This window comes from Micromonospora purpureochromogenes, assembly GCF_900091515.1.
GTDB lineage: Bacteria > Actinomycetota > Actinomycetes > Mycobacteriales > Micromonosporaceae > Micromonospora > Micromonospora purpureochromogenes.
This window is the reverse complement of sequence record NZ_LT607410.1, coordinates 3,560,638-3,584,306: the sequence shown is the minus strand read 5'-3', so window position 1 is coordinate 3,584,306 and position 23,669 is coordinate 3,560,638. Positions and strand designations below refer to the sequence as shown.

At 70.4% G+C, this 23,669-nt stretch carries 17 protein-coding genes and 1 pseudogene; 7 read left to right on the top strand and 11 right to left on the bottom strand.

Annotated elements, in window-relative coordinates; translation table 11 throughout:
- Positions 1 to 13: 13 nt before the first annotated feature.
- The 4 genes from GA0074696_RS16515 to GA0074696_RS16500 form a co-directional block, all read right to left on the bottom strand.
- On the bottom strand, positions 14 to 3,073 hold the full coding sequence (locus GA0074696_RS16515; protein ID WP_088961926.1) for a type I restriction endonuclease subunit R: 3,060 nt from the start codon (positions 3,071 to 3,073) through the stop codon (positions 14 to 16).
- Positions 3,070 to 4,296 (bottom strand): restriction endonuclease subunit S, encoded by a 1,227-nt coding sequence (locus GA0074696_RS16510; RefSeq protein ID WP_088961925.1) that lies wholly within the window; start codon positions 4,294 to 4,296, stop codon positions 3,070 to 3,072. Before GA0074696_RS16510 ends, GA0074696_RS16515 begins: the two co-directional genes overlap by 4 nt.
- The gene (locus GA0074696_RS16505; protein WP_231925029.1) at positions 4,293 to 6,254 is read right to left on the bottom strand and encodes a type I restriction-modification system subunit M; all 1,962 of its coding nucleotides are present in this window, start codon (positions 6,252 to 6,254) and stop codon (positions 4,293 to 4,295) included. Before GA0074696_RS16505 ends, GA0074696_RS16510 begins: the two co-directional genes overlap by 4 nt.
- Before the next feature lie 118 nt (positions 6,255 to 6,372).
- Positions 6,373 to 8,295: an N-6 DNA methylase gene (locus GA0074696_RS16500; RefSeq protein ID WP_088961924.1), complete on the bottom strand. Its 1,923-nt coding sequence runs from the start codon at positions 8,293 to 8,295 to the stop codon at positions 6,373 to 6,375.
- Positions 8,296 to 8,393: 98 nt separating this feature from the next.
- Between GA0074696_RS16500 and GA0074696_RS16495 the strand changes: the two genes are divergently transcribed.
- From GA0074696_RS16495 to GA0074696_RS16470, 6 genes are all read left to right on the top strand, one after another.
- On the top strand, positions 8,394 to 8,927 hold the full coding sequence (locus tag GA0074696_RS16495; protein WP_088961923.1) for a DUF4352 domain-containing protein: 534 nt from the start codon (positions 8,394 to 8,396) through the stop codon (positions 8,925 to 8,927).
- Positions 8,928 to 9,018: 91 nt separating this feature from the next.
- The gene (locus tag GA0074696_RS16490; RefSeq protein ID WP_157745979.1) at positions 9,019 to 9,756 is read left to right on the top strand and encodes a hypothetical protein; all 738 of its coding nucleotides are present in this window, start codon (positions 9,019 to 9,021) and stop codon (positions 9,754 to 9,756) included.
- A 27-nt stretch (positions 9,757 to 9,783) separates the two neighbouring features.
- Complete coding sequence (locus GA0074696_RS16485) at positions 9,784 to 10,602, top strand: ribonuclease HI (protein WP_088961921.1); 819 nt, start codon at positions 9,784 to 9,786, stop codon at positions 10,600 to 10,602.
- Between the two features lie 212 nt (positions 10,603 to 10,814).
- Entirely contained in the window at positions 10,815 to 13,481 is a 2,667-nt protein-coding gene (locus GA0074696_RS32275) for an AAA family ATPase (RefSeq protein WP_088961920.1), read from the top strand.
- The gene (locus GA0074696_RS16475) at positions 13,478 to 13,882 is read left to right on the top strand and encodes a hypothetical protein (RefSeq protein WP_088961919.1); all 405 of its coding nucleotides are present in this window, start codon (positions 13,478 to 13,480) and stop codon (positions 13,880 to 13,882) included. Before GA0074696_RS32275 ends, GA0074696_RS16475 begins: the two co-directional genes overlap by 4 nt.
- A 98-nt stretch (positions 13,883 to 13,980) precedes the next feature.
- Positions 13,981 to 14,310: a DUF4190 domain-containing protein gene (locus GA0074696_RS16470; RefSeq protein ID WP_157745977.1), complete on the top strand. Its 330-nt coding sequence runs from the start codon at positions 13,981 to 13,983 to the stop codon at positions 14,308 to 14,310.
- Positions 14,311 to 14,354: 44 nt separating this feature from the next.
- On the opposite strand, the gene GA0074696_RS16465 is transcribed toward GA0074696_RS16470, so the two are convergent.
- From GA0074696_RS16465 to GA0074696_RS16435, 7 genes and pseudogenes are all read right to left on the bottom strand, one after another.
- The gene (locus GA0074696_RS16465; protein ID WP_088961917.1) at positions 14,355 to 15,029 is read right to left on the bottom strand and encodes a TcmI family type II polyketide cyclase; all 675 of its coding nucleotides are present in this window, start codon (positions 15,027 to 15,029) and stop codon (positions 14,355 to 14,357) included.
- Entirely contained in the window at positions 15,029 to 16,336 is a 1,308-nt protein-coding gene (locus tag GA0074696_RS16460; protein ID WP_088961916.1) for a cytochrome P450 family protein, read from the bottom strand. Before GA0074696_RS16460 ends, GA0074696_RS16465 begins: the two co-directional genes overlap by 1 nt.
- Positions 16,333 to 16,653: a putative quinol monooxygenase gene (locus GA0074696_RS16455; RefSeq protein WP_088961915.1), complete on the bottom strand. Its 321-nt coding sequence runs from the start codon at positions 16,651 to 16,653 to the stop codon at positions 16,333 to 16,335. The genes GA0074696_RS16460 and GA0074696_RS16455 overlap by 4 nt, the downstream gene beginning before the upstream one ends.
- Complete coding sequence (locus tag GA0074696_RS16450) at positions 16,650 to 18,926, bottom strand: FAD-dependent monooxygenase (RefSeq protein WP_088961914.1); 2,277 nt, start codon at positions 18,924 to 18,926, stop codon at positions 16,650 to 16,652. The genes GA0074696_RS16455 and GA0074696_RS16450 overlap by 4 nt, the downstream gene beginning before the upstream one ends.
- 472 nt (positions 18,927 to 19,398) lie before the next feature.
- Positions 19,399 to 20,208: pseudogene (locus GA0074696_RS31855) on the bottom strand (AfsR/SARP family transcriptional regulator); the annotation flags it as partial.
- Positions 20,209 to 20,519: 311 nt separating this feature from the next.
- Positions 20,520 to 21,314: a S1 family peptidase gene (locus tag GA0074696_RS16440; RefSeq protein ID WP_088961912.1), complete on the bottom strand. Its 795-nt coding sequence runs from the start codon at positions 21,312 to 21,314 to the stop codon at positions 20,520 to 20,522.
- A gap of 110 nt (positions 21,315 to 21,424) precedes the next feature.
- On the bottom strand, positions 21,425 to 22,225 hold the full coding sequence (locus GA0074696_RS16435) for a FadR/GntR family transcriptional regulator (RefSeq protein ID WP_231925028.1): 801 nt from the start codon (positions 22,223 to 22,225) through the stop codon (positions 21,425 to 21,427).
- A 186-nt stretch (positions 22,226 to 22,411) separates the two neighbouring features.
- Here GA0074696_RS16435 and GA0074696_RS16430 point away from each other — a divergent pair, with 186 nt between their 5' ends.
- On the top strand, positions 22,412 to 23,653 hold the full coding sequence (locus GA0074696_RS16430) for an ABC transporter substrate-binding protein (RefSeq protein WP_231925027.1): 1,242 nt from the start codon (positions 22,412 to 22,414) through the stop codon (positions 23,651 to 23,653).
- Positions 23,654 to 23,669: the final 16 nt, after the last annotated feature.

Below are 23,669 nucleotides of genomic sequence, written 5' to 3'. Positions count from 1 at the left end.
CTCGAATGTTCGGTTAGGCGATGCCCTTGCGGCGGCGGATCATCTGGTACGCCTGCCTGCGCGCAAACTGGTTGAGCTGCGAGCGCAGGCCCTCGTCGTCCAGGTAGCGCTGCATCAGCTTGCCGTTGTCGTCGTGCCGAGACAGGATCACGTCCTCGATGCGCTTGTCGCAGACCACACCGAAGTTGCTCTCGTCGTTGACCATGGCAGCGGCTTCCAGAGCGCCGTCCTCGACCAGGGCGACGATCTGCTGCTCGACCCAGACCTTGTCCGACTCGCCCAGCCCGATGCCGAACTTGTCGTTGAACGCGTCGATCAACTCCGATAGCGCGACCTTGTCCGGGTCGTGCTGCCGGCCCGCTCCCCCGCCGACGAACCCGGGCAGCATCTGCTCGCCCTCGGGCGTCAGGGACGCGTCGTGCTCGCCGGTCTTGCTCACCCGCAGGTGGGTCAGCTCGACCTCGCCGATGTCGACTGACGGGTCCTGGCGGCGGGGCAGCCGGTTGAGCAGCGCACGCCCGTACAGGTAGAGCCGTTCCAGGTCCTCGTCGTGGTAGGGCACGACCTGGCTCAGGAACGCGTACATGCGGGTGTAGTCGCGCAGCGCGGACCGGAAGGCGTCGGCGGCCTCCGCGTCGTCGGCGGCGAGGGCGTTGTAGCGGTCCACGGCCGGCTCGGTGAAGCGGTAGAGGGCGGCGTGTGCCCGCTGGAGGCCGGTGTCGCTGGTGGCCTTCCGCTCGGCGGCGAGCAGCGCCTCGGCGTACGCCTGCATCTCGGAGTCGACCAGCAGGGCGTAGCCCATGACCGCGTGCTGGGCCGTGTAGAGCAGGTTGGGGTCGGTGGGGGTGGTGGCGGCGGTTTCGAAGTACGGCTTGAACTGCTCGGCAATGTCGCCGGCCTCGTTGACGAAGTCGAGGACGAAGACGTCACCCTGGGCCTTGAGCGGGTGGGTGCGGTTGAGCCGGGACAGGGTCTGCACGGCGGCGACGCTCTTGAGCAGCTTGTCCACGTACATCGTGGTGAGCAGCGGCTGATCGAAGCCGGTCTGGTACTTCTCGGCGACGACCAGGATCCTGTACTCGGTGTCCTGCTTGGCCTTCGGCGTGCCGGCGTACTTGTCGTCGGCGGCGGTGTAAGCGAACCGCTCGGGTAGCTCACCCTCGCTGAACCCGTTGATCCGCGCCTCGGTGTGCTCGACGCCGTCGACCTCCAGGTCGCCCGAGAAGGCGACCAGGGAGTCGCAGCCGACGTAGCCCTGCATCTCGACGTACTTCTTGATGGCGGTGTGCAGGCGGACGGCGGCCTCGCGGGAGCCGGTGACCACCAGGGCCTTGGCCCGGCCGCCAAGGCGCGGTGCGGTGTGCTTGCGGAAGTGCTCGACAATGATCTCGGCCTTCTGCGCCTGCATAGTGGGGTGCAGGCTGGCGAAGCGGGCGAGCTGCGACCCGGCCTTCTTCGGGTCGACCTCCGGGTCGTCGGGGTTGGCGTTGGCCAGCTTCCAGTACGACTTGTAGGTCACGTAGTTGCGCAGCACGTCGAGGATGAAGCCCTCGTCGATTGCCTGACGCATCGAGTACGTGTGGAACGGCTGCGGGTTGCCGGTGACCGGATGCGGCGTGCCGAACAGTTCGAGGGTCTTCGGCTTGGGCGTGGCGGTGAACGCGAAGTACGACAGCGTCTCGTGCCGGCCGCGGGCCAGCGCCGAGGCGGTCAGCAGGTCACCCGACTCGTCCACGTCGTCGCTGCCGAGCTTGAGCAGCACCTTCTTCAGCGCGGCGGCCGAGTCGCCGGACTGCGACGAGTGCGCCTCGTCGACGATGACGGCGAACCGCTTGCCGCGCAGCCCCCGCACCTTGTCGAGGATGTACGGGAACTTCTGCATGGTGGTGATGACGACCTTGGCGGTCTCGCCCTGGAGGGCGGTGGCGAGTTGGGCGGAGTCCTTGTCGATCCGCTGCACCACACCGGGCACGTGCTCGAACTGGAAGACCGTGTCCTGCAACTGCCGGTCCAGCACCACCCGGTCGGTGATGATGATGACCTTGTCGAAGACCGGCTCGTTCGGGCGCAGCCCCTTGGTCAGTGCGTAGTGGCCGAGGGTGGGCGCGGTGTGGAGGCTGGAGAGCCGGTGCGCCAACCAGGCGATGGTGTTCGACTTGCCCGACCCGGCCGAGTGCATGACCAGGTAGTTGTGCCCGGAGCCATTGCGCGCGGCGTGATCGGCCAGATTCGTCACCGCGTGCCACTGGTGATAGCGCGGGAAGATCAGGCTGCCCGAGTCTTTGTCGGTGTGCAGGAACCGCCGGACCAGGTCCATCCAGGTGTCCGGATGCCAGATCTGCTCCCAGAGGTAGGAGCTGCGGTAGCCCTTTTCGCCGGCGGGCGGGTTGCCGGCACCGCCGGAGACGCCCGGCCCGTCCGAGCCGGTATTGAAAGGCAGGAACCGGGTCTTGTCACGGGCCAGCTTCGTCGTCACGAAGACGAGGTCGGGATCGACGGCGAAGTGCACGAGGGTACGCCTCGCGAAGAGCAGCTCCTTCGGGTCGCGGGTCTCGCGGTACTGCTTCTTGGCGTCCTCGACGGTCTGGCCGGTGAGCGGATTCTTCAGTTCGGCCGTGGCGAGGGGGATGCCGTTGACGAAGAGGACCAGGTCGAGGGTGTTGTTGTTCTGGGTCGAGTAAGCGAGCTGGCGGGTGACGGTGAGCCGGTTGGCGCGGTAGAGCCTGAGCCCATCATCGGTGATGGCGTGGGCGGGCTTGAAGTAGGCGAGGCGGATCAGCACGCCCTTGTCCTTGACGCCTCGGCGGAGGACGTCGAGGGGGCCACGCTCGTCGATCTGCCTGGCGAGGTACTGGGCGAAGTGCCGCTGCGCCTCGTTCGGGTTGTTGCCGTGGTAGGCCAACAGCTTCGCCCACTCGTCCGGCTGGGTCGCCCCGATAAATGCGAACAAGTCGGAGGTGTCCAACCCCAACTGTCGGTCATAGTTGCCCGCCGCCCCCCGCAGCCATCCCGAACGGAGCAGTTCGTCCTCCATCGCCGCCTCAAACGGCTGCTCGTGATGCACGGCGCTCATAGGTCGACCCCCCGCCCCGTCGTCAAGTCGATCTGACCCGACACAGCCGCCCTGATCAAGGCATGTCGTCGCTCGCGGAGAAGGCCGAGCTGTCGCCTTACCGCCGCTCCAAGATCTGCGGTAGCCCCGTGGTGCGCGGACACCTCGGACAGCATGAGCCGTTGGGCCGCTAAGGGAGCAGCCGGTATAGGCCATTCCTTAATCTCTTCGATCTTCAAATTGGCCATTGATTGGGAAGTTCCATGAGACGCAGCTGCACAGAGGTCGCGAATTCTGGTTCCCCGCGCAACCATCGCAAGAAAGCTCTTGTCAAGCCCTGAAGTTGTCCTGATCCGGAAGATCTTGTCGCAGAGCATTAGCTTCCGTCGAACCCGTCCGACCACTGCCGCCGCACCCACAAGCGCAGGGGTGTTGGCACGGGTCACGAGCAGGTCCCCCTCTCTGACTTCATAGCGGATAGCTGGCGCCATCTCGTTTGGAAGTTTTTTATTTTCCGATGGATGAAAGGCACCACGCTTCACGCTACTGACCTTCAACACGCCCCACTCGCCAACCTCCGCTGGCATGTTGTCACACTGAGGGCTTGATCCCTGCTCGACGCTGGCGATGTACCTTCTGAAGGGAGCAGCGCCGAAGGCGCCAAACAGCTCCTCGATCTTTGAGTCAAGAATCGCAAGATCCCGCTCATTCAACCTCAGGAGCATCTCCTGCTGCACCTTCGCTAAGCGGTCGATCCGCCCAACCTCACTCTCAAGGAAGTCGGCGATCCGCCGCTGATCCTCCAAGTCAGGGGCATGAACCAGATGGCTAGCTAGCACCTCGGAAGACAGTTCTTGAAAAGTACTACCCTGCCCGAGTGACTGGAGCTCTTTGGTCGCCGCCGACAGCTGATAGTAGAAGTAGCGGATGTCAACCGGGCTGGTCGCCACAAGGGCACGGCAACCCTGATTGAATGCCATCTCCCTCTGCGCGATCGCGATGTAGCCGATTGGTGCCCGCGTGGACAGGATTAGCGAGCCGGCCGGTACCACCCGCGATCCGGTACGTGCACCAAGCTGTGTGAGGGTGCGTTGAGTTTGGCTAATGGCACCTGCGGAAGCGCCGAGGTCAACTGGTGTTGCCCATGGCACCGACCCATTCCAGTTCGCCTGAGCCGGTGTCGGCGTGCCCCCATTAACGACTCGGAAGAGCCGCCGGAGTGGAACCACATGGTCTGAGGTCATTTGGTCACCACACCGAGAAGAGTCTGGATCTCTTCCTCTAACGCCTTGATGTCCGCGTCGATCGCGGCAAGTGGCCGCGGCGGTTGATAGACGTAGAAGTGGCGCGTGAAGGGGATTTCATACCCGACCTTGGTCTTGGTCTCATCAATCCAGGCATCCGGGACGTGCGGCAGCACCTCACGCTTGAGGTAATCGTGGATGTCCTCGCCCAGCGGTACATTCTCGTTGTCTCGTAGGTCAGCGTCCGGCAGCGGCTTGCCGTTCCGGTGAGTCTGCGCCTCCCCCTCCGGGTCGCTGACCGAGAACGCCTCCCACACCGCCTTCTCCACCGCCGCCGGCAGCTTGCCGAGCCCGTTCAGCTTCATTGCGAACTCAGCCCGAGTCGCAGACTTCAGCCCGATCAACGACTTCGCCACTGCCAGTAGCGTCTCCCGTTCGGGGTACTTGAGCACCGCCCGCGCCTCCGCGAGCAGCGCAACCGTCTCCTCGGTGACCTCGAAGCGCAGCCTCAGCGGTCGCTCAACGGTGATCCGCTGGTAGCCGAAGTCGGTGGTCTTGAAGACCTTCACCTTGGCCTGCTGCGGGTGATCCGGATCGTCCATGATGGACGCCGCGTCGACGTATGCACGGGTCAGCTCGGTGATGTGCTCGTCGGTGAGCATCTTGCGCTTGTCGCCGAGGCTCTTGCGCATCTTGGTCCAGTAGTCACGGCCGTCGAGCAGCACGACCTTGCGCCGGCGGGCCGGGTCCTTGCGGTTGGTGAGGATCCAGAAGTACGTGGAGATGCCGGTGTTGTAGAAGAGCTGGTCGGGCAGCGCGACGATGCCCTCCAAAAGGTCGTTCTCCAAGATCCAGCGGCGGATCTCCGACTCCCCCGACCCGGCGGCGCCGGTGAACAGCGGCGAGCCGTTGAAGACGATCGCCAGGCGGCTACCGCCGTCCTCGGGCCGCTTCATCTTGGAGATCATGTGCTGGAGGAAGAGCAGCGAGCCGTCGTTGATCCGGGGCAGCCCGGCGCCGAAGCGGCCGGCGTGGCCACGGGCGTGCTCGGCCTTGATGTAGTTCTCGACCTTCTTCCACTCCACGCCGAACGGCGGGTTGGCGAGCATGTAGTCGAAGCGCTCGTCCTCGTGGCCGTCCTGGCTGAACGAGTTGCCGTAGGCGATCTTCGTCGGATCGCCGCCCTTGAGCATCATGTCCGACCGGCAGATCGCGTACGTCTCGCCGTTGAGTTCCTGCCCGTACACCTCGACGGTGGCGTGCGGGTTGTGCTCCTGGATGTGGTCCTGGGCCTCGCTGAGCATGCCGCCGGTGCCGCACGCCGGGTCGTAGACCTTGCGAACGATGCCCGGGGTGACCAGATCGTCCTCGTCGGGGGCGAGCAGGAGGTTGACCATCAGCTTGATGACCTCGCGCGGGGTGAAGTGCTCACCGGCGGTCTCGTTGCTGATTTCGGAGAAGCGACGAATCAGCTCCTCAAAGACGTAGCCCATCTGGTGGTTGGAGACCACGTCTGGGTGCAGGTCGATGTCGGCAAACTTGGCGACCACCTGGTAGAGCAGCCCCGCCTCGGCGAGGCGGCTGATCTGGGTGTCGAAGCCGTACTTCTCCAGCACGTCGACGGCGCCGGGCGAGAAGCCGCCGATGTAGGCACGCAGGTTCAGCGCTACGTGGTCCTGGTCGCCGAGCAGCTTGCGAAAGGACATCTCGCTGGTGTTATAGAACGACAGCCCGGCGGTCTTGCGCAGCACCGGGTCCATGTTCTGGACGCCCAGGTCCTTGAGCTGCCTGTGCCGGGCGAGCACCGCGTCCTTCGTCGGCTCCAGCACGCAGTCGAGCCGGCGCAGCACGGTCAGCGGCAGGATCACGCGGCCGTACTCGGACTGCTTGTAGTCGCCGCGCAGGAGGTCGGCCACCGACCAGATGAAGTTCGCGAGCTCTTGGTGCTTGTTGCTCACCAGGTTCCTTTCGATAGCAAACAGACAAGGATTATGGCCGCTCGTCTGCATCGTTGTAGTCCCCCACCCGGCGCAGATGAGGGGCCTGATCCGTCAGCGGCGCACGGCGGCCCGTTCGTTACGCTCTTGGCCGCTTTCGGCTGGATCGCTGGTCGGGACGAAGCGCGCCGCGGGCGAGGCCATCGGCCGTGAGCTGGGCCAGCTCTGCGCCCAGCGACGCTGCCTGTCGGATTGCCGACTCGAAGGCGTCGAGGCGGCGGAACGCCTCACCGTGCACCCGCTGCTCGTCCAGCGACAGCCGCCGGACCTGCGCCCGCCGAATGTCGAACCGCAGCGTCCCCGACAGGCTCGACGCCTGTTTCTCGTTGGCCGACGTCCGCAACTGCCCCGCGAGGAACCACGGGTCCAGCGCCGCCGGATTGGGTCGCAGCAGGTAGAGGTTGCGCCCCAACAGCGACCCCTCGGCGGCGACCACCCGGGCGGTGAGCTGCCGGGCGATCATCGGCACCACCACATCCCCGACCGCCAGCGGGATCTCCTGGCCGTACCGGTCGTCGATCCGGCCCGACGGCTCGCTGCCCGCCAGCACGTCCTGAACGGTGAGCACCGGTGGTCCTTCGGGTGACGGCTCGGACGAGCCGGCCCGGACCGGCCCGATCAACTGGAGCGCACCGGCCCGTGCCAGCTCGCCCACCGTGAGGAACTGCCCGTCCGCCTCGTCCGGCGCGAGCGTGACCTGCGGCATCAAGGCCGACAGCTCGCCGACGACGGCGGCCAGCCGCTCCCTTGTGCGTACCAGATGCTCTCCCGACGCCTCGCCCACGACGGGTTGCCGCCGCGCCGGGGTGAGGTCGACCTCCTCGTCGAGCAGTTCGATGACCGGGACGGCTCGCGCAAACCCGGCCTCCTCGACCTCGGCGTCGGGGGCGGCGGCGAAGGCCCGCCACGCGGCCAGCACCCGCGGTGAGGTCTCGGCCAGCTCGCCGCCGGCGGCGTCGACCAGCAGCGCCCGCGCCGGTGGCGGCGCGTCGGCCGCGGCCCGCCGCAGCACCCACAGGTGCAGCGGTACGCCGTGCGGCGCGGCCACCCCCGGCGGAAGCGCGATCACCGCGCGGAGGTGGCCCCAACGCAGCAGCTCACTGCGGATCCGCTTGCCTGCCCGTCGGCTGGCCACCGTGGGCGGCATCAGCAGTACGGCGTGTCCGCCGACCCGCAGGCGGGCGAGGGCGTGCTGCGCCCAGGCCAGCTCCGGTTCAGTACGTGGCGTGGTGCCGACGATCCAGCGTGGATCGTGGCCGAGTTCCTCGTCGCCCCAGTTGGTGGCGCCGAACGGTGGATGGCAGACGACCGCGTCGAAGGCGCGCCCGGCGAAGGCGTCCGCCCGCAATGAGTCCCCGGCGACCACATCTCCCGGCACCTCCCGCAGGGCCAGCCATAGTCGGGCGAGCGTGGCGAGGTCCTCGTCGAGCTCCTGCCCGTACGCGGAGGTGCAGCCGGCGCGGACGGCGGCCCGCAGGATGGCGCCGGACCCGGCGGCGGGGTCGAGGACGGAGCCGCCGCCGACGTCAGCGAGCCCGACCATGAGGTCGGCCAGGTCGTCGGGGGTAGCGAACAGGCGGCCCGGGCCTGGCGCGGAGAACCGTTGCCACAACTCGTCGAACGCGCCCTGCGGGCCCAACTCGTCAGCCAGTGCGTCGACGTCGGGCAACAGGGGCGCCAGGTGCGGGTCGGTCCGGCGGGGACGACCACCGCGCTGGCGGGCCAGCAACAGGGCACCGACTGCGGCGAGGCCGGCCGCCGGGGATTCGCTGGCTGCCGCGAGGTGCCGCCAGAGCCGGTCGGCGGTGGCGAGCTCGGGGAGCTTGCCCTGGCCACGGAGCCACTTTTCGACCTGGATCAGGTCGAACTCGGGGCTCGCGGCGGTGCCGCCCACCGGGGCGGGGAAGTCGGCGTGCCGTTTGCGCCAGTTGCTGACCGCGGCCCGACCGACCCCGGCGAGCCGGGCGATCTCCGCTGCCGTGATGGTCGGGGTCTCCTGCACCTCCGAAGTGTGTCACACCTGTCAAGCATCATGCTTGTTGACACTGTTCACAGATGATGCTCTCATTGACGCCGCAACGTCACATCAGGAGGACAACGATGCGCAAGACCACCACTCTCGCCCTGCTCGCCACCGGCCTCATCGCGCTGGGCTGCGGCTCCGGTGCCACCGACGACGCCACCAGCAGCAAGGACGACGCCGGGAGCGCCAAGGGCGAAGACAAGCCGGCGAAGACCGCGAAGATCGGCCAGGCGGCCCGGGACGGGAAGTTTGAGTTCACGGTGAAGTCGTCGAAGTGCGGCGTCGCGAAGGTCGGCACCTCGATGATCGGCGACAAGGCCCAGGGCCAGTTCTGCCTGGTCACGATCAACGTCAAGAACATCGGCAAGGAGCCGCAGACCCTCGACGGCAGTAGCCAGAAGGCCTACGCGGCCGACGGCACCGAGTACTCGTCCGACACGGAGGCCGGCCTCTACGCCAACAAGGAGCAGAGCACCTTCTTCGAGGAGATCAACCCCGGCAACCAGGTGACCGGCGTGTTCGTCTTCGACATCCCGAAGAACGTGAAGCTCACCAAGCTCGAGCTCCACGACTCGATGTTCTCCGGCGGCATCGAGGTCGCCCTCAGCTGACCTCTCCTTCCGCACCGGGGCGGGCACCGATCCGCCCGCCCCGGCATGCCCGGCTGTTCACACCACCACCTGTTCACAGAGGAGTCCTGCCGTGACCGACCCGACTACCCCGATGCCGCCGGGCGAGCCCGCCGACCCGTCGCAGCCCCCGTTCCCGCCCGCTGCCGACCCGACGTCCACCACCCCTGCGGGGGCCATGCTGCTCGGCGCGCCTGTCCCGGCCACGCCTGGCCGGCGGTCCCACGTTCGGGCGTGGGCGGTGGGCGGTATCGCCCTGGTCATCGCCCTCTGCTGCGGCGGCGCCGTCGTCGGCGCCGTGCTCGACGACGAGAAGCAGCCGACGGCCAGCGCTTCCCCGAGCCCCAGTACGGCCGTTCCCACCACCGCCAGCGCCGCTCCCACCACCGTCGCTCCCACTGTGGCGGCCCCGACCACCACGGCTCCCACGCCGACCAAGACCACCACGCCGCCGAAGCCGAAGCCGCCGTCGTACAAAGCCCTGACCGAGCGGCAGTGGAAGCTGATCGCGAAGAACCCGGACGCGTACATGGGCAAGACCTACGTCGTCTACGGCCGGGTCACCCAGTTTGACGCGGCCACTGGCACCGACAGCTTCCGGGCAGACGTCGCGCACCGCCGAATGGCCGACGAGTACGAGTACGAGACCAACACCATCCTCAACGGGTCCGAGTCGGACCTCGACAACCTCGTAGAGGACGACATCTTCCGCGCCAACGTCACGGTGCTCGGCTCCTTCAGCTACGACACCCAGATCGGCGGCGAGACCACGGTTCCGATGCTCATGGTCAACTCCATCAAGGTCCTCTAGGACTCCTCCGAGACGTCAGGAGGCGTCGTGCGTCCCGATGAGTTCCTCCGCACCCTGGCCCTGCTCCCCCCTCCCCTGCACGACCGCGCCCTCACCCTGCGCGCCTTCACCCGCCCCACCCGCTGCGACGACTGCCAGCGCATCGGCGACGCCGTCCGCCTGGCGCTCACCGCCGCGCACTACGACGAGCTGACCTCCGCCGGCGAGCTGCTCGACACCGCCGAGCGGCTGGCCGCCGATCACGGCATCCACCGCCGGTCCGGCGACGACCAGCAGCGTGGCCGCGGCCGGGTGGTCCGCTGGGCGTCGGCGTCCGCGCCGCTGGTCGCCGCGACCGACGCCAGCTGGAAGGGCCGCGTCGGCGGCATCGGGTACGTCGTCAGCGACGGCCACTACGGCCTGCTCGGCCGGGGCACCGGCCGCCTCGACCCGACCGGCGCCTCCCGGGTGCTGATCAACGAGCTGCGCGCGGTGGACTACCTGCTGACCGGGTACGACGAGGCGCCGGTGGGCATGACGGTGCTGCTGGACTGCCTCGCCGCCCTGCGCTATCTGCACCGCTGGCAGGCCGGCGAGACCGGCGCGATGCCGGCCGGCTACAGCCTGCGGGAGCGCCGCTGGTCGGACCAGCCCACCCTGGTCCGGCTCGCCGAGCAGGTGGCCCGCCGCCCCGACCTGACGTTCGCGCACGTGAAGGGGCACAGCGGCCACGCCCTCAACGAGGCCGCCGACGGGCTGTCGCACATGGCGCGCCGCCGGCGGGAGGAGTCCTTCGATCTGCGTCCTCGGGCGCACGCCTTGGTCGACGCGTTCCTGCGCGACTGGCACGCGAACGCCACGCTCTGACCGCTCATCCACAGCGCCCGAAGCGGAGGCGGCCGACGTCGAGCCGCTGATTCGTTTGCGACATCAGCTCGACAGCGTCCGACGGCCCCCACCGCCTCCCGACTCCACTGCTCGCCCCAGCCGGGCCGACAGCGGCCTCCCCACTTCCACCGCTCACCCCGGGCGGGCCGACGACCCGTCGATCCGCGGACACCACGCGCCTGGAGACCACCATGACCTTCCCCGAACAGCCCACCGCGCCGCTGATCGAGCTGATCTTCGACCGGCTCGCCGCCGACAGCGACGTGCAGGCCGACACCGCCGAACTGGTCCTCGCCGCCCTCACCGGCGACGACGACCTGACCGCCGCCCTCGCCGGCAGCCCCACCCGGCTCGACCCGCACTCCCCCGCGCACGACGAGCCGTCGGAGCGGATCTGGCTGAAGTCGGTGACCGTCGCCGGGTTCCGCGGCGTCGGCCCGGAGCGCACTCTCGACATCGCGCCCGGGCCGGGCCTCACCCTGGTCGTCGGCCGCAACGGCTCCGGCAAGTCGAGCTTCGCCGAGGCCGTCGAGCTGGCCCTCACCGGCGACAGCGCCCGCTGGGCCGACAAGACCAGCGTGTGGCGTACCGGGTGGCGCAACCTGCACGCCCCGGACCCGTGCCGGATCGGCGTGGAGCTGCGGGTCGACGGCGTGGCCACGCCGACCCGCGTGGCGCGGGCCTGGCCCGCCGGCGGCGAGCTGGCCGACGCCGAGGTGACCGTGACCAGCGCGCGGGGGCGGCGCGACGGCCTCACCGAGCTGGGCCTGGCCCGACCGCTGGAGCTGTACCGGCCGTTCCTCACCGCCGCCGAGCTGGGCCGGCTCGCCGCCGGCACGCAGAGCCAGCTCTTCGACGCGCTCTTCGCCATCCTCGGCCTGGACGCGCTGACCGACGCCGACCAGCGTCTGATGCGCGCCGCCCGGCCGCACGACACGGCTGTCAAGGAGGTACGCGCACAGCGCGCCGCCTTGGCCGACCTGCTCGCCGGGGTGGCCGACGACCGGGCCCGACGGGCCGCCGTGCTGCTGCGCGGCCGGGGCGCGGTCGACCTGCCGACGTTGACGGCGATCCTCGACGAGCCGGACGTGGCGACCGCCGACGAGGCCGTGCTGCTGTGCCGGGAGCTCGCCGCCCTCGACCCGCCGCCGGCGGACGAGGTGACGCGGCTGGCCGGACAGCTGCGGGAGGCGGCGACCGAGACCCTCCGGTACGACGGCGGTCGGTCCCGGGCGGCGCTGCGCAGCGCGGAACTGCTGCGTCTCGCCCTCGAACACCACGAGGACCGGGGCGACGGGCCCTGTCCCGTCTGCGCCACCGGCGCCCTCGACGGTGGGTGGCGGGCCGCCGCCGCCGTGACCCTCACCGAGTTGCGGCAGCGCAGCGTCGCCGCCCAGACCGCGGCGACCCGGCTCACCGCGCTGCTGCGCCAAGCGCACCACCTGATCGACGACCTGACCGTGCCCGACGGCCCCGGCTCGCCGCCGCCGACCGGGCCGCCGGGAAGCGTCGGCACGGGGGTGCCGCGGCACGGGGTCGGCACGGAGGTCCTGACCGTGCACGACGGCCCCCGAGCGGACACGCTGACCGGGTTGCCGCTCAGGGGCATCGGCGCGGACGCGCCGCGCCAGCGGGCCGGCACGGAGATACTCCGCGAGAGCGCTGGCACGGCGGGGCCGCGCGACGGCGACGGAGCGGAGGCGCTGCTCGGGGCGCTGCGGGAGGCTGTGGCCGCGCTGCGGGGCGTACCCGGGGAACCGGCCGACCTGGCCGACCACCTGGCCGCGCGGTACCCGGCGGTGGTGGCGGCGGCGGACGCGGCCCGCGCGTACGCCGAAGGGTTCCTGCGGCAACGCGACACCGGGTGGCGGGCGGCGGCGGCCGAGTTGCGCGGGTGGGTCGCCGCCGTCGGCGGGCTGGCGGCGCGGGAGGCGACCCTGGTTCGGTTGAAGGCCGCGCGCGCCTGGTTGAAGGAGACCGGCGCGGCGGTCCGCGACGAGCGGATCGCGCCGTTCGCCGCGCACTCGCAGCGGATCTGGAAGCAGCTGCGGCAGGAGAGCAACATCGAGCTGGGCGCGATGACCCTGGCCGGGACGAACAACCGGCGGCGGGTGGTCTTCCCGGTGAGCGTGGACGGCGCCGACAACGGCACCGCGCTGGGCGTGATGAGTCAGGGTGAGATGCAGGCCCTCGGGCTGGCCACGTTCCTGCCGCGCAGCTGCGCCCCGGAGAGCCCGTTCCGGTTCATCGTCGTCGACGACCCGGTGCAGAGCATGGACCCGTCGAAGGTGGACGGGCTGGCCCGGGTACTCGCCGAGCTAGCCGAGGACCGGCAGGTCGTGGTCTTCACCCACGACACCCGGCTGCCCGACGCGGTGCGCCGGCTCGACCTGGGACGGGCGCGGATCGTGGAGGTGCAGCGCGCCGAGCGGTCCGTGGTGACCCTGCGGCCCGCCTCGGACCCGGTCACCCGTTACCTCGACGACGCGTGGGCCCTGGCCCGCAACGACGAGCTGCCCGCGGACGTCCGTGGGCCGGTGGTGGCGGAGCTGTGCCGGTCGGCGGTCGAGGCGGCCTGCCACCTGCGGGTGTGGCGGGTTCGGGTGACCCGTGGAGTGCCGCATGACGACATCGAGGCGGCCATCGTCGACGCCTCCCGCCGGCTGACCACGATCGTCGCGCTGGCCGTCTTCGACGACGCGGACCGCGGTGGCGACGTGCTCGGCTGGCTGGGACGCCACGGCGGCTGGGCGGTCGGCGCGTACCGGGCCTGCCGGGAGGGCGTGCACGGGGCGTACCTGGCGGATCTGCCCGGCCTGGTCACGGACGCCCGCGCCCTGGCGAAGGTGCTGGCGTGACCGCGCCGACGCCCCGCCGCTGCCTGGCGGCGGCCGACCAGCTCCTGCGCGGCGCCGGCCCACTCGGCGCGTCTGCGGTGACCGCCGGCTGGTGGCCGCGAGCCTGCGCCTGCCTGATCCGGCTCGCCCTCGAAGGCGGCATCGACGACTACTGGCGGCGGGTCCGGCCGGCCGTGGCGGCGTGCCGGCAGGGCCGGGCCAAGCAGCTGATGCTGCGCGGCCGGCTCGGGCCGGGCGCCGAGGTGGCCCGCCGGATCACCTACGCCTGGACGACGCTGTCGGCCGCCACCCACCACCACTGCTACGAGCTGGCCCCGACGGCGGCGGAGCTGCGCCGCCTGCACAGCGAGGTCGGCGCCCTGCTCCACCGACTCGACCAAGGACAGGAACCGCGACGATGACCTACCCTCAGCCCGGCCACGACCCGACCCGGCCCCTGCCACCGGTGTCGGCCGTCCCCGCGGGTCCCTATCCCCCGGCCCGGCCCTATCCGCCCGCGATGCAGTATCCGCCGGCGGTGCCGTATCCGACGCCGCTGCTGGTCGCGGCGCTGCCCACGTCCGGCAGCGCCACCGCCGCGATGGTGCTCGGCATCGTCGGTGTGCTCGGCGGATGGTGTGTGTTCGGCCTGCCCTGCCTGCTCGCCGTCATCCTCGGGCACATCGGGCTGCACGAGACCCGCGACGGTCGGAAGTCCGGGCGTGGCATGGCCGTCGCCGGGCTGGTGCTCGGCTACGTCTTCGTCGCCCCGGCGGTCGCGCTCACCGTCATGGTCTTCTTCGGCGGCGTGATCGGCGCGGCCACCCCGACCCCCACCTCCACTCCCTGAAGGGTGGCGGTCGCCGTGCCGCCACGGCGACCGCCACCGGAGGGTCAGTCGTCGGCCTGCCAGCGGTAGAACTCGTTCGCCACCGAGTCCTCCGGCCCACGCCACGTCTCCGGGTTGTACGGGCTGATGTACGGACTGAGCTCCGCCATGATCTTGGCGAAGACCGGCTGTTCGTGGTCCTGCCCCGCGGCCTCGGCGACCGCTGCGTCGGTGCGTTCCAACAGGTGCACGTAGACGTCGTCGATCGAGTACAGCCAGCGCCCGGTGACGCCCAGCTGGACCGGCAACGACCCGGCGTCGGACTCACCGAAGATGCGCGCGACGTCGGGCTCCGCGCCGGGCTTGATCCGTCCGATGATGACGGCCAGGTTCCGGCCGGCCGACTCCGGCGCCGCGTCCTCGTCCGGCACCCAGCTGTAGAACTCCTTGGCGACGGAGTCGGAGGGGTTCTTCCAGTATTTCGGGTACGGCGTCACGTACGGGGCGATGGCTTCGGCGATCTTCTGGAACGCCGGCAGCCCCCGGGTCTGGCCCGAGATCCTCGGGTCCTCCCTGCGTTCGATCACGTGGATGTAGAGGTCGTGGAAGGACAGCAGCCGTCGCCCGATCACGCCGAGGTCCTGCGGTCGGGTCGACTTGTCGTAGTAGCCGAAGACATCGCCGACGATGTCGTCACTGCCGGGGACCATGTGACAGACGATCACGTTTCGGAAGACCATTACCGCTCCTCGGGTGTGTGGACGGGTGATTGCGTGGACGGTGATCTCTGGAGGCCGATCGGGGGCGGCGATCCGGCGTCCCAGGCGGTGAACTCGACCGGAAGCTCCAGCAGGCCACGGAACGGCGACCCCGCCGGCAGCCGGCGCAGTTGGGAGGCCGGCACCCCGAGCCGCAGGTCCGGCAGCCGGCGCAGCAGCGCCTCGATGGCGATCTGTGCCTCCATCCGGGCCAGCGAGACCCCGAGGCAGTAGTGGACGCCGTGGCCGAAGCCGATGTGCGGGCCCCGCACCCGGCGCAGGTCCAGCCGGTCCGGGTCGACGAAGTGGGCCGGGTCGTGGTTCGCCGCGTTGATCACGACGCCGACGATCGACCCGCGCGGGATACAAACGCCCTGGTACTCGACGTCCTCGGTGGCGATCCGGGGACTGGCCACCGGCAGCGGGCCGTCGAACCTCAGCAGCTCCTCGATGGCCGAGGGCAGCAGTTCCGGCTTGGCGCGCAGCAGGTCGAGCTGGTCGGGATTGGTCAGCAGCGCCACGGTCGCGTTGCCGAGGAAGTCCGCGGTGGTCTGGTGCCCGGCGAACAGCAGCAGGAACGTGGTGGTGACCAGTTCGGATTCGGACAGCTGACCGTCGTGCTCGCAGACGTCGATCAGCGCACTGACCATGTCGTCGCCGGGGTGCGCGCGTTTGGCCTGGACCAGGTCGACGAGATAGTGGTGCAGCCGCAGCTGGGCCTCCTGCACGGCCGCCCGGTCCTCCGCGGGGCTACGGCCGGACGACCCGGACGTCCTGATCACCTGGGTCCAGTCGAGGACCCGCTCGTGGTCGGTCTCCGGGATGCCGAGCAGGTGGCTGATCACCATCATCGGCAGCGGGATCGCGAAGTCGTGCATCAGCTCGGCCTGACCCTGCGGGATGATCTTGTCGAGCAGGTTGTCGACGATCTCCGCCACCCGGGGCCGCAGGGCCTCGACCCGACGCGGGGCGAACGCCTGCGACACGATCCGGCGCAGCCTGGTGTGCTCGGGCGGGTCCGCGTTGAGCATGTTCTTGTTCAACGCCTCGGAGTTCGGCCCGAAGATCCGCAGGTACTCCTGGCCCGGGCCGTAGAGGTCCTTGGACAGCCGGGGGTCGATCAGCGCCGCCTTGGCGTCGTCGAACCGGGTGATCAGGTACGAGTCGAACCGCGGCGAGCTGATCGGGCACACCGGCTTCTCCGCCCGCAGCCGGGCGAAGGCGGGATAGGGATTGGCGGCGAACTCGGGGGTGTAGAGCTCCGACGCGGGTACGGCATCCTCGGTCATCGCGACTCCTCGGGCTCGCTGCGTACGCTGTGCAGAACCTGGTAGGTGTGCCGCTGCGCGGATTCGCGAAGCTCGCGGATCATCTGCAGCAGGCGGTCCCGGTGCTCGCTGCGGCCGAAGGCGTCCAGCCGTTCGCGGTCCGCCCAGTCGCTGATGATCAGGTAGCTGCGCGGGTCGTCGGCGTCGCGGACCAGGTCCTGCTTCAGGCAGCCGTCCAGCGCGCGGATCTGCTCCGCCGCCGAGCGCCACTCCGCCTCGAACCGTTCCTCGCAGCCCTCCCTGGTACGCATGGCGAGCACGGTGCGTACCGTCGTCATCGCGCGCCTCCGAAGGTCAGTTGCAGGTGCTTGCCGAGCGCGTCGGGGTCGATCGGCTGGCTGCGGAACCCGACGTGTCCGTCCGGGCGGATCAGGTAGAGGCCGCTGCCGTCGACGCCGTAGGTGGCGCGGAACCCGCCTTCGGCGTCGTGCACCACGGGCGGATCGAGCAGCGGCGGCACCGGGGCGTCCGGGCTGAGCAGCAGGTAGATGTCGACCTGGCCGGACGTCTGCCGCCGGACGTCGGCGGACAGCTTCCCCAGGGCTGTCGACACCGCCTGGTCGGCGGAGCGATCGGCGTAGAGCAGCAGGGTGTGCCGGGTACCGTGGGTCAGCTCGTGCAGGCGCAGCGGGTGCCCGACGCCCCGCCGGTGCAGGCCGCCGACGTCGGGAGCGCGATCGCCGGGCCCGGGGCCGGCGCGCAGGGCGTCGGGAGCGGACAGCGACTCGCCGACCAGCGGGCTGTCGGAGTAGCTGAGCAGCATGGACATCTCCTGGAGGAACTGCCGCTTGAGGTCGTCGCGGTCCAGCTCGTCGGTGAAGGCCAGCCGCACCGCCCGCCCGACGATCTCCTCGCCCTCCGGGCGTCGTTCGGTCTCGTAGCTGTCGAGCAGCCCGGGGGCGGCGATCCCGCGTACCGCCAGGGCCAGTTTCCACGCCAGGTTCCAGGCGTCCTGGATGCCGGTGTTCATGCCCTGGCCGCCCGCGGGCGGGTGCAGGTGGGCCGCGTCGCCGGCCACGAACACCCGGCCGTCGCCGTACCGGTCCACGATGCCGTGGCTGATCCGGAACACCGACGACCAGCGCAGGTTCGACGCGCGGGTGCCGGGCGGGGCCAGCCTGTCCAGCGCGACCTGGAGGTCGGCGAGGGTGGGTTCGGCCAGTTCCTCGCTGAATCCCGGCGGGGCGTCCTGCCCGCCGGTCTGCGCGAAGAACCGGGGCGGTGCCAGGGTGGCGATCCGGTACCGGGACTCGCCGCGCAGCGGCACGCAGACCAGCATCCCGTCCATCTGGCCGTCGGTCTCGTGCATGAACCGGAGCAGGTGGCCCTCCGGCATGTCCCAGTCCACGTCCACGTCGCAGAGCATGAACAGCTGCGGGAAGCGGCCCAGCCCGCCGGAGAACGTCAACCCGAGCAGCTCGCGGACCTTGCTGTGCGCGCCGTCGCAGCCGACGAGGTACTTGGCGCGTACCGTCTCCTCGCCGGCGGCGGTCGCGAGCGTGGCCAGCACGCCGTCGTCGTCCTGGGTGAACGCGACCAGCTCGGCGCCGCGCTGCGCGCGTACGCCGAGGGTGGCCAGCCGTTCGGTGAGGATGCGCTCGGTCTCGTACTGGGGCAGGCCGAGGTGCGCGTACGGCAGCTCGGGCAGCTCCCAGCTCATCTGGTGGGTCTGCACCCCGTTGACGAACACCATGTTGCCGGTCAGCCAGATTCCGGCGTCCATCGCGTCGCGCACGATGCCCTGGCTCTCCCAGATCTCCATCGTGCGGCAGTGCACGCCGATCGCCTTGTCGGCCTGCCCCGGCGCGGTGGCCCGCTTCTCGACCACCCGGCACTCGATGCCGCGCCGGGCCAGCTCGACGGCGGCGGTCAGCCCGGTGGGCCCCGCTCCGACGATGAGTACGTACGTTGTCGTGTGCACGTCGATCTCCTTGCCCGTACTCGGTTCTCGCCTGGTGTCGGGATGAGCCGCGCTGTGGAACAGGCGGCGCCGGAAGTCGAGGAGGAACGGCGCGATCGGGCCGGCCTCCTCCTGCGCGTGTGCGGGGTTGCCGATCCAGCGGAAGAACTCCGCTTCGCTGCGCCATTCGGCGAAGATGTGGTGGACGTCCGAGTCGGGCTCGCGCAGCAGGTCCTCGCGCAGGTACCCGGGCACTTCCGCCATCCGTGCCTTCACCTCGGCGTAGCCGCGGGTGAACTCGGCGAGCCGGGCGGCCGGCACGATGACCTCGACGTCCACGAAGATGCTCCGCCCCGACCGGCCGGGGTCGCGCATCACCCGGTAGCTGTCGGCCGAGGGCGGCTCGCGCAGCGGGCGGACGGCGGCGGAGAAACGCGCGGCGACCGGGCCGTTCTCGTAACCGCGCAGCGCCGACTCGTCCGTCCACTCGGTGATGACGACGAACGAGCGCGGGTCGGCGGCGTCGAGGAGCAGCCCCTGCACGAGGTTGCCGGGCAGCGCGCCGACCTGCCCGGCGACCGCTCGCCACGCGGCTGCCACGGCGTCCTCGCAGCCCGGCCGCGCGCGGATGCGGCACATGGTCCTGATCATGAAAGCTCCTTGGACGGCCGGCGCGGGACGGTGCGGCGGTGGCACTGTCTGGGACGGCGGGCGTCAGCCGTTGCCGGGCGGGAGTCGCGAGCGGTGAGCGTTCTGCGGATCATCACGAATTCCTTCCTGGGCCCGCGGCGGTGGTTCCTCGGCCGGTCCGCCGGCCTCACGGTCGGGACGACGGCCGGCGCGCGTCCTTTCTCGACCGGTCGCCCGGACCGAACGGCGGCACTCCCGGCTGGGCCGGGTGACAGGTCCCGGCCAGCGGCGCCCGGACCGCGACGCCGTCGTCCTGCGACCTTGCCGGACCTCGCGTCACCCCGCCGTCACCGGCGACCGGCGCCTGGTCCGGCCGCGTTGACGGGGCGGGGACGGGCCCGCGGAGCAGTGGCGCCCGCGCCTGCGAGTGGCCCGCCGTGGGCGCGGGCAGGAGATTTGCCGGGCCGGGATGGGCGCGCACGGTGGCGCGGTTGCCGGTCGGGCCGGGGACGAGTCGCGGGACACCGCGCGCCGGCGGGGCCGGGGCCTGCCTCGGCCGGTCGTGCGACGCGAGCACCTCGCTGATCAGCGCGCGCATCGCCGCGGACGGTTCCAGCTGCAACTCGCGCCGCAGCAGATCGCGGTAGACGAAGTAGGCGTGCAGCGCCTCGTACGCGTTGCCCTCCGCCAGGTGCGTCTGGACCACCAGCCGGTGCGGGGTCTCCCGCAACGGTTCGGCCGCCATCGCCTCGAGCGCGGCCTGCAACGCCTCCCCGTGCTCGCCGGCGCGCAGGTGGGCCCGGGCCATCTCGTCGAGCAGGTGCAGCCGCAACTGTCTGAGCCGTTCCCGCTCCAGCAGGACCCAGTCGTCGTACCAGCCGGGCAGCAGGTCGTGGCGTCCGGCCGCGAGGACCGCCGCCGCCGGCCGGGGATCGCCGCCCTGGCTCACCCTGGCGTCAGCCCGGGCCAGCTCGTCGACGTCCACGTCGACCATCGGGTGCAGCCGAACGGTGTCGCCGTCGGTGATCACCGGGCAGGACGGGTCCCGACGCAGCCGCCACAGCGCGGTCCGCAAGGAGGACAGGGCGCGCTCCTCCGGCACCTCCGGCCAGAGCGGGCCGGCCAGTTGGGCGCGGGTCGCGCCCGGGCGCAGGCCGATCAGCGCGATGGTGCGTTGCAGGCCGCGCGGCACCACCACCGGCCGCCTGCCGTGCAGCAGCCGGAAGCCACCGAGCAGCAGGAGGCGGACCGTCGGCTCGGCGTCGGACACCGGCTGTGGTGCGCTGCCCCCTGCCGTGGACAACCGTGTGTTCTTGTCACAGTTCACGATCGACTCCCTGCACCGGGGGGACCTTGGGCGGCGAAGGCCTTGTCGGAGCCGACCGACCGCCGGCTGGACCGGTGAAGGGGGCCTCGGGTGGCCCGTGGATCGCTCGCCTCAGCTGGAAGTCTGCGCAATCGGCGTCACCCCAGCGTCACCGCGCGCCAGAATCTGTGCGTCTCCTGTGACAGTCCGGTGACACGGCACCTGGGCCGGCACGCCGGCGGCCCGGCTGGTCATCAGCCGGGCCGCGAGGGGTCGTACGGTCAGCCGCCGGGACCGGCGGCGTCCGGTCAGCCGCCGAGGCTGGCGGCGGCCGAGGCGATGGACGACGAGAAGTAGCTCACCTGGGTGTACACGCCGGGGTAGTCGGGCCGGGCGCAGCCGTTGCCCCAGCTGACGATGCCGACCTGGATCCACGCGTTGCTGGCGTCGCGGCGGAACATCGGGCCGCCCGAGTCGCCCTGGCAGGTGTCCGTGCCGCCGCCGGCGTACCCGGCGCAGATCTCCTCGGCGAGGATGATCTGGCCGCCGTAGTTGGCGTCGCAGGTGGCGTCGCTCACGAACGGCACCGTCGCCTTGAGCAGGAAGCGCTGCTGGGAGCCGCCCTCTCGGGCCGCGCCCCAGCCGGCGATGGTGAACGTGCCGTTGTCGTAGGCGGTCGTCGTGGCGATCGGCATGGTGCTCAGCCCGGTGACCGGGGTGGCCAGCCGGATCAGCGCCCAGTCCTTGCCGTTGCCGTTGTAGCCGGGCGCGCGGTAGACGTAGTTCGACCGGACGGTGATCCGGCTGGACGACTGCAGGTCGACCACCCCGAGCGTCGCGGTGATGCTGGTGTTGGTGCCCGTGCGGCCCACGCAGTGCGCGGCCGTGAGCACCAGTCGCGGGCTGTACAGGGCCCCGCCGCAGCCCATCGAGAGTCGCACCATGAACGGGAACTCTCCCTGGGCGGCGCGGGTGCCGCCGACGACGTACGGGGTCGGCGTGGGGTCGGCCGCGGCGGCGGGCGCGGCGAGGGTGAGGCTGCCCGCGGTCACCGCGGTCAACGCGGCGGCCAGCAGGCCGGTGAGGGTGCGCCAACGAAGCATGTGGTCCTCCGCATTCCGACCGGCACGCCTCGTGAGGAGCGGAGCGCACCTGATTCAGGGTTGCGGACATCATATTGATGTGAGTCGATTGAGTGGCCCTATCCGCTGGGTCATCCCCCCGGCGGTATGGACGCCACGGCTCGGCGGAGTGAGCCCTGGCCGGGCTCGCCGGCCTGCTCCCACATCGACTTCATCTCGTCGAACGCCTGCTCCATGATCCGCACCATGGCGTCCCGGGCCCGTTCACCGTCCCGGCGCTGAATCGCCTGGGCGACGTCGGCGTGCAGTTGCAGCGCCTGCTCGTCCGGGTAGTGCGGCATCAGGTGGTAGTGGTGCCGGCCGGTGAGCACCTCGGCGACCAGTTCCTGGAGTTTCACGAACATTTCGTTGCCGGAGGCGACCAGCACCCGCCGATGGAACTCGATGTCCAGGCTGAGGAAGCGCTCCTCGTCGCCGGCCTTCCCGGCGGCCCACATCTTGGCGGCGAGCCCGACCAGGTCGCTCGCCTCGTCGTGGTCGACGCGGCCGGCGGCCAGCCACGCGGCGTGCGGCTCAACGGCGGTCCGCAGTTCGGTGATCGAGCGCATCTGCGCCATGCGGCCGGCCGAGGCGAGCCGCCAGCGGATCACCTGCGGATCGAAGACGTTCCACGCCTCGGCCGGTCGGATCATGACGCCGACCCGGCGCCGGGTCTCGACGAATCCCATGGACGAGAGCACCCGCAGGACCTCGCGGATCACCGAGCGGGACACGCCGTACCGCTCGACGAGGTCGTCGATGTTGAGGACGGACCCGCCGGCCACCTCGCCGCCGCAGATGGCGGTGCCGAGGTGGTCGAGAACGCGGGCGTGCAGCCCGGCCTCGGCAGGGGCGTGCTGGACGGGTGCGACCCCTGGGGAGGACTGATCCACGGTTCGGAGCATATCAGTTGGAGATCACCCCTTGAATAAGTCGGCTTTTTCGGCCTAGCATCCGGTCGTTAAGCGGACGTTACGACGATGTGGCGCTCCTCCCCCCGGGCGGCGGCCACGACAGAAGGAGAGATGGACGTGCGGCGTCGATCGATAATCGGAACTTCTCTGGCCGTGGTTGCCGCCATGGGCCTGAGCGCGTGCGGCGGTGGCGGTGAGGACAGCAGCGCTTCCAAGACGGTCCGGGTGACCCTGGCCAACCACGTGTGGACGGAGAACATCAAGAAGGCCCTGCCCGAGTTCGAGAAGCAGACGGGGCTCAAGGTCGAGCTCACCCAGCTCGGCGAGGACCAGCTCTCCGACCAGTACAACGTCAAGCTGAACGCCGGCTCCGGCGACATCGACGTGATGATGTACCGCCCCCTGCAGGAGGGGAAGCTGTTCGCCAAGAACAAGTACCTCGCCGACCTGTCCGACGAGGTCAAGTCCAACAAGGACTGGGACTACAGCGACTTCCAGGCCGGCCCGGTGCAGGCCACCTCGTACGAGGGCAAGGCGGTCGGGGTGCCGATCATCACCGAGCAGGAGGTCCTGTACTACCGCAAGGACCTGCTGGCCAAGGCCGGCCTGACCGCCCCGCCGAAGACGCTCGACGAGCTCAAGGCGGCGGCCACGAAGATCAAGGCGGCCGATCCGAACGTCGCCGGCTTCGTCGCCCGTACCGGCAAGTCGCCGGCGGTCACCCAGTTCTCCAGCTTCCTCTACAGCTTCGGCGGTGACTTCGTCGACAGCAGCGGCAAGGCCACCGTCAACACCGAGCAGGCCAAGCAGGCGTACGCGTACTACGGCGGGCTGATCAAGGACCAGGGCCCGGCCAACGTCAGCACCGACATGAGCTGGCCGGAGGCGATGGCCATCTTCACCCAGGGCAAGGCCGCCTTCTACACCGAGGCCAACTCGCTCTACAAGAACGCCACCGACCCGACCAAGTCGAAGGTCTCCGACACCGTCGGCTTCGCGCCGTTCCCGGCCGGCCCGGCCGGTTCGAAGCCCTACAACATCCCCTCCTGGGCGCTGGGCGTCAACGACGGCTCGAAGAACCAGAGCAACGCCTGGAAGTTCGTCGAGTGGGCGACCGGCAAGGAGCAGACGCTCGCGCAGCAGAAGGCCGGTGTGCCGAGCGCGCGTACCTCGGTCTGGGCCAACCCGGAGGGCACCGCGTCCTACCCGAAGGACCTCGTCGAGGCCATCGCCGCCAGCACCAAGGACGGCGTCGGTCACGACCGCCCGCTGGTCAACAAGGTCGCCCAGGCCCGGGAGATCGTCGGCCAGCCGATCGTCGACGCCATCGCCGGCAAGGACGCGGCGGCCGCGGCCGAGACCGCCAACACGGCGTTCCAGAAGTTCCTGGACGACGAGGCCAAGTAAGCCGAGCGCGGGGTGG

What these genes read in the sequence shown, in the direction of transcription:
- GA0074696_RS16470 (WP_157745977.1), top strand. Translation starts at nt 13,981, where the DNA reads ATGCAGTATCCGCCGGCGGTGCCGTATCCGACGCCGCTGCTGGTCGCG.
- GA0074696_RS16495 (WP_088961923.1), top strand. Translation starts at nt 8,394, where the DNA reads ATGCGCAAGACCACCACTCTCGCCCTGCTCGCCACCGGCCTCATCGCG.
- GA0074696_RS16515 (WP_088961926.1), bottom strand. Translation starts at nt 3,073, where the DNA reads ATGAGCGCCGTGCATCACGAGCAGCCGTTTGAGGCGGCGATGGAGGAC.
- GA0074696_RS32275 (WP_088961920.1), top strand. Translation starts at nt 10,815, where the DNA reads ATGACCTTCCCCGAACAGCCCACCGCGCCGCTGATCGAGCTGATCTTC.
- GA0074696_RS16465 (WP_088961917.1), bottom strand. Translation starts at nt 15,029, where the DNA reads ATGGTCTTCCGAAACGTGATCGTCTGTCACATGGTCCCCGGCAGTGAC.
- GA0074696_RS16430 (WP_231925027.1), top strand. Translation starts at nt 22,412, where the DNA reads ATGGGCCTGAGCGCGTGCGGCGGTGGCGGTGAGGACAGCAGCGCTTCC.
- GA0074696_RS16455 (WP_088961915.1), bottom strand. Translation starts at nt 16,653, where the DNA reads ATGACGACGGTACGCACCGTGCTCGCCATGCGTACCAGGGAGGGCTGC.
- GA0074696_RS16460 (WP_088961916.1), bottom strand. Translation starts at nt 16,336, where the DNA reads ATGACCGAGGATGCCGTACCCGCGTCGGAGCTCTACACCCCCGAGTTC.
- GA0074696_RS16450 (WP_088961914.1), bottom strand. Translation starts at nt 18,926, where the DNA reads ATGATCAGGACCATGTGCCGCATCCGCGCGCGGCCGGGCTGCGAGGAC.
- GA0074696_RS16510 (WP_088961925.1), bottom strand. Translation starts at nt 4,296, where the DNA reads ATGACCTCAGACCATGTGGTTCCACTCCGGCGGCTCTTCCGAGTCGTT.
- GA0074696_RS16440 (WP_088961912.1), bottom strand. Translation starts at nt 21,314, where the DNA reads ATGCTTCGTTGGCGCACCCTCACCGGCCTGCTGGCCGCCGCGTTGACC.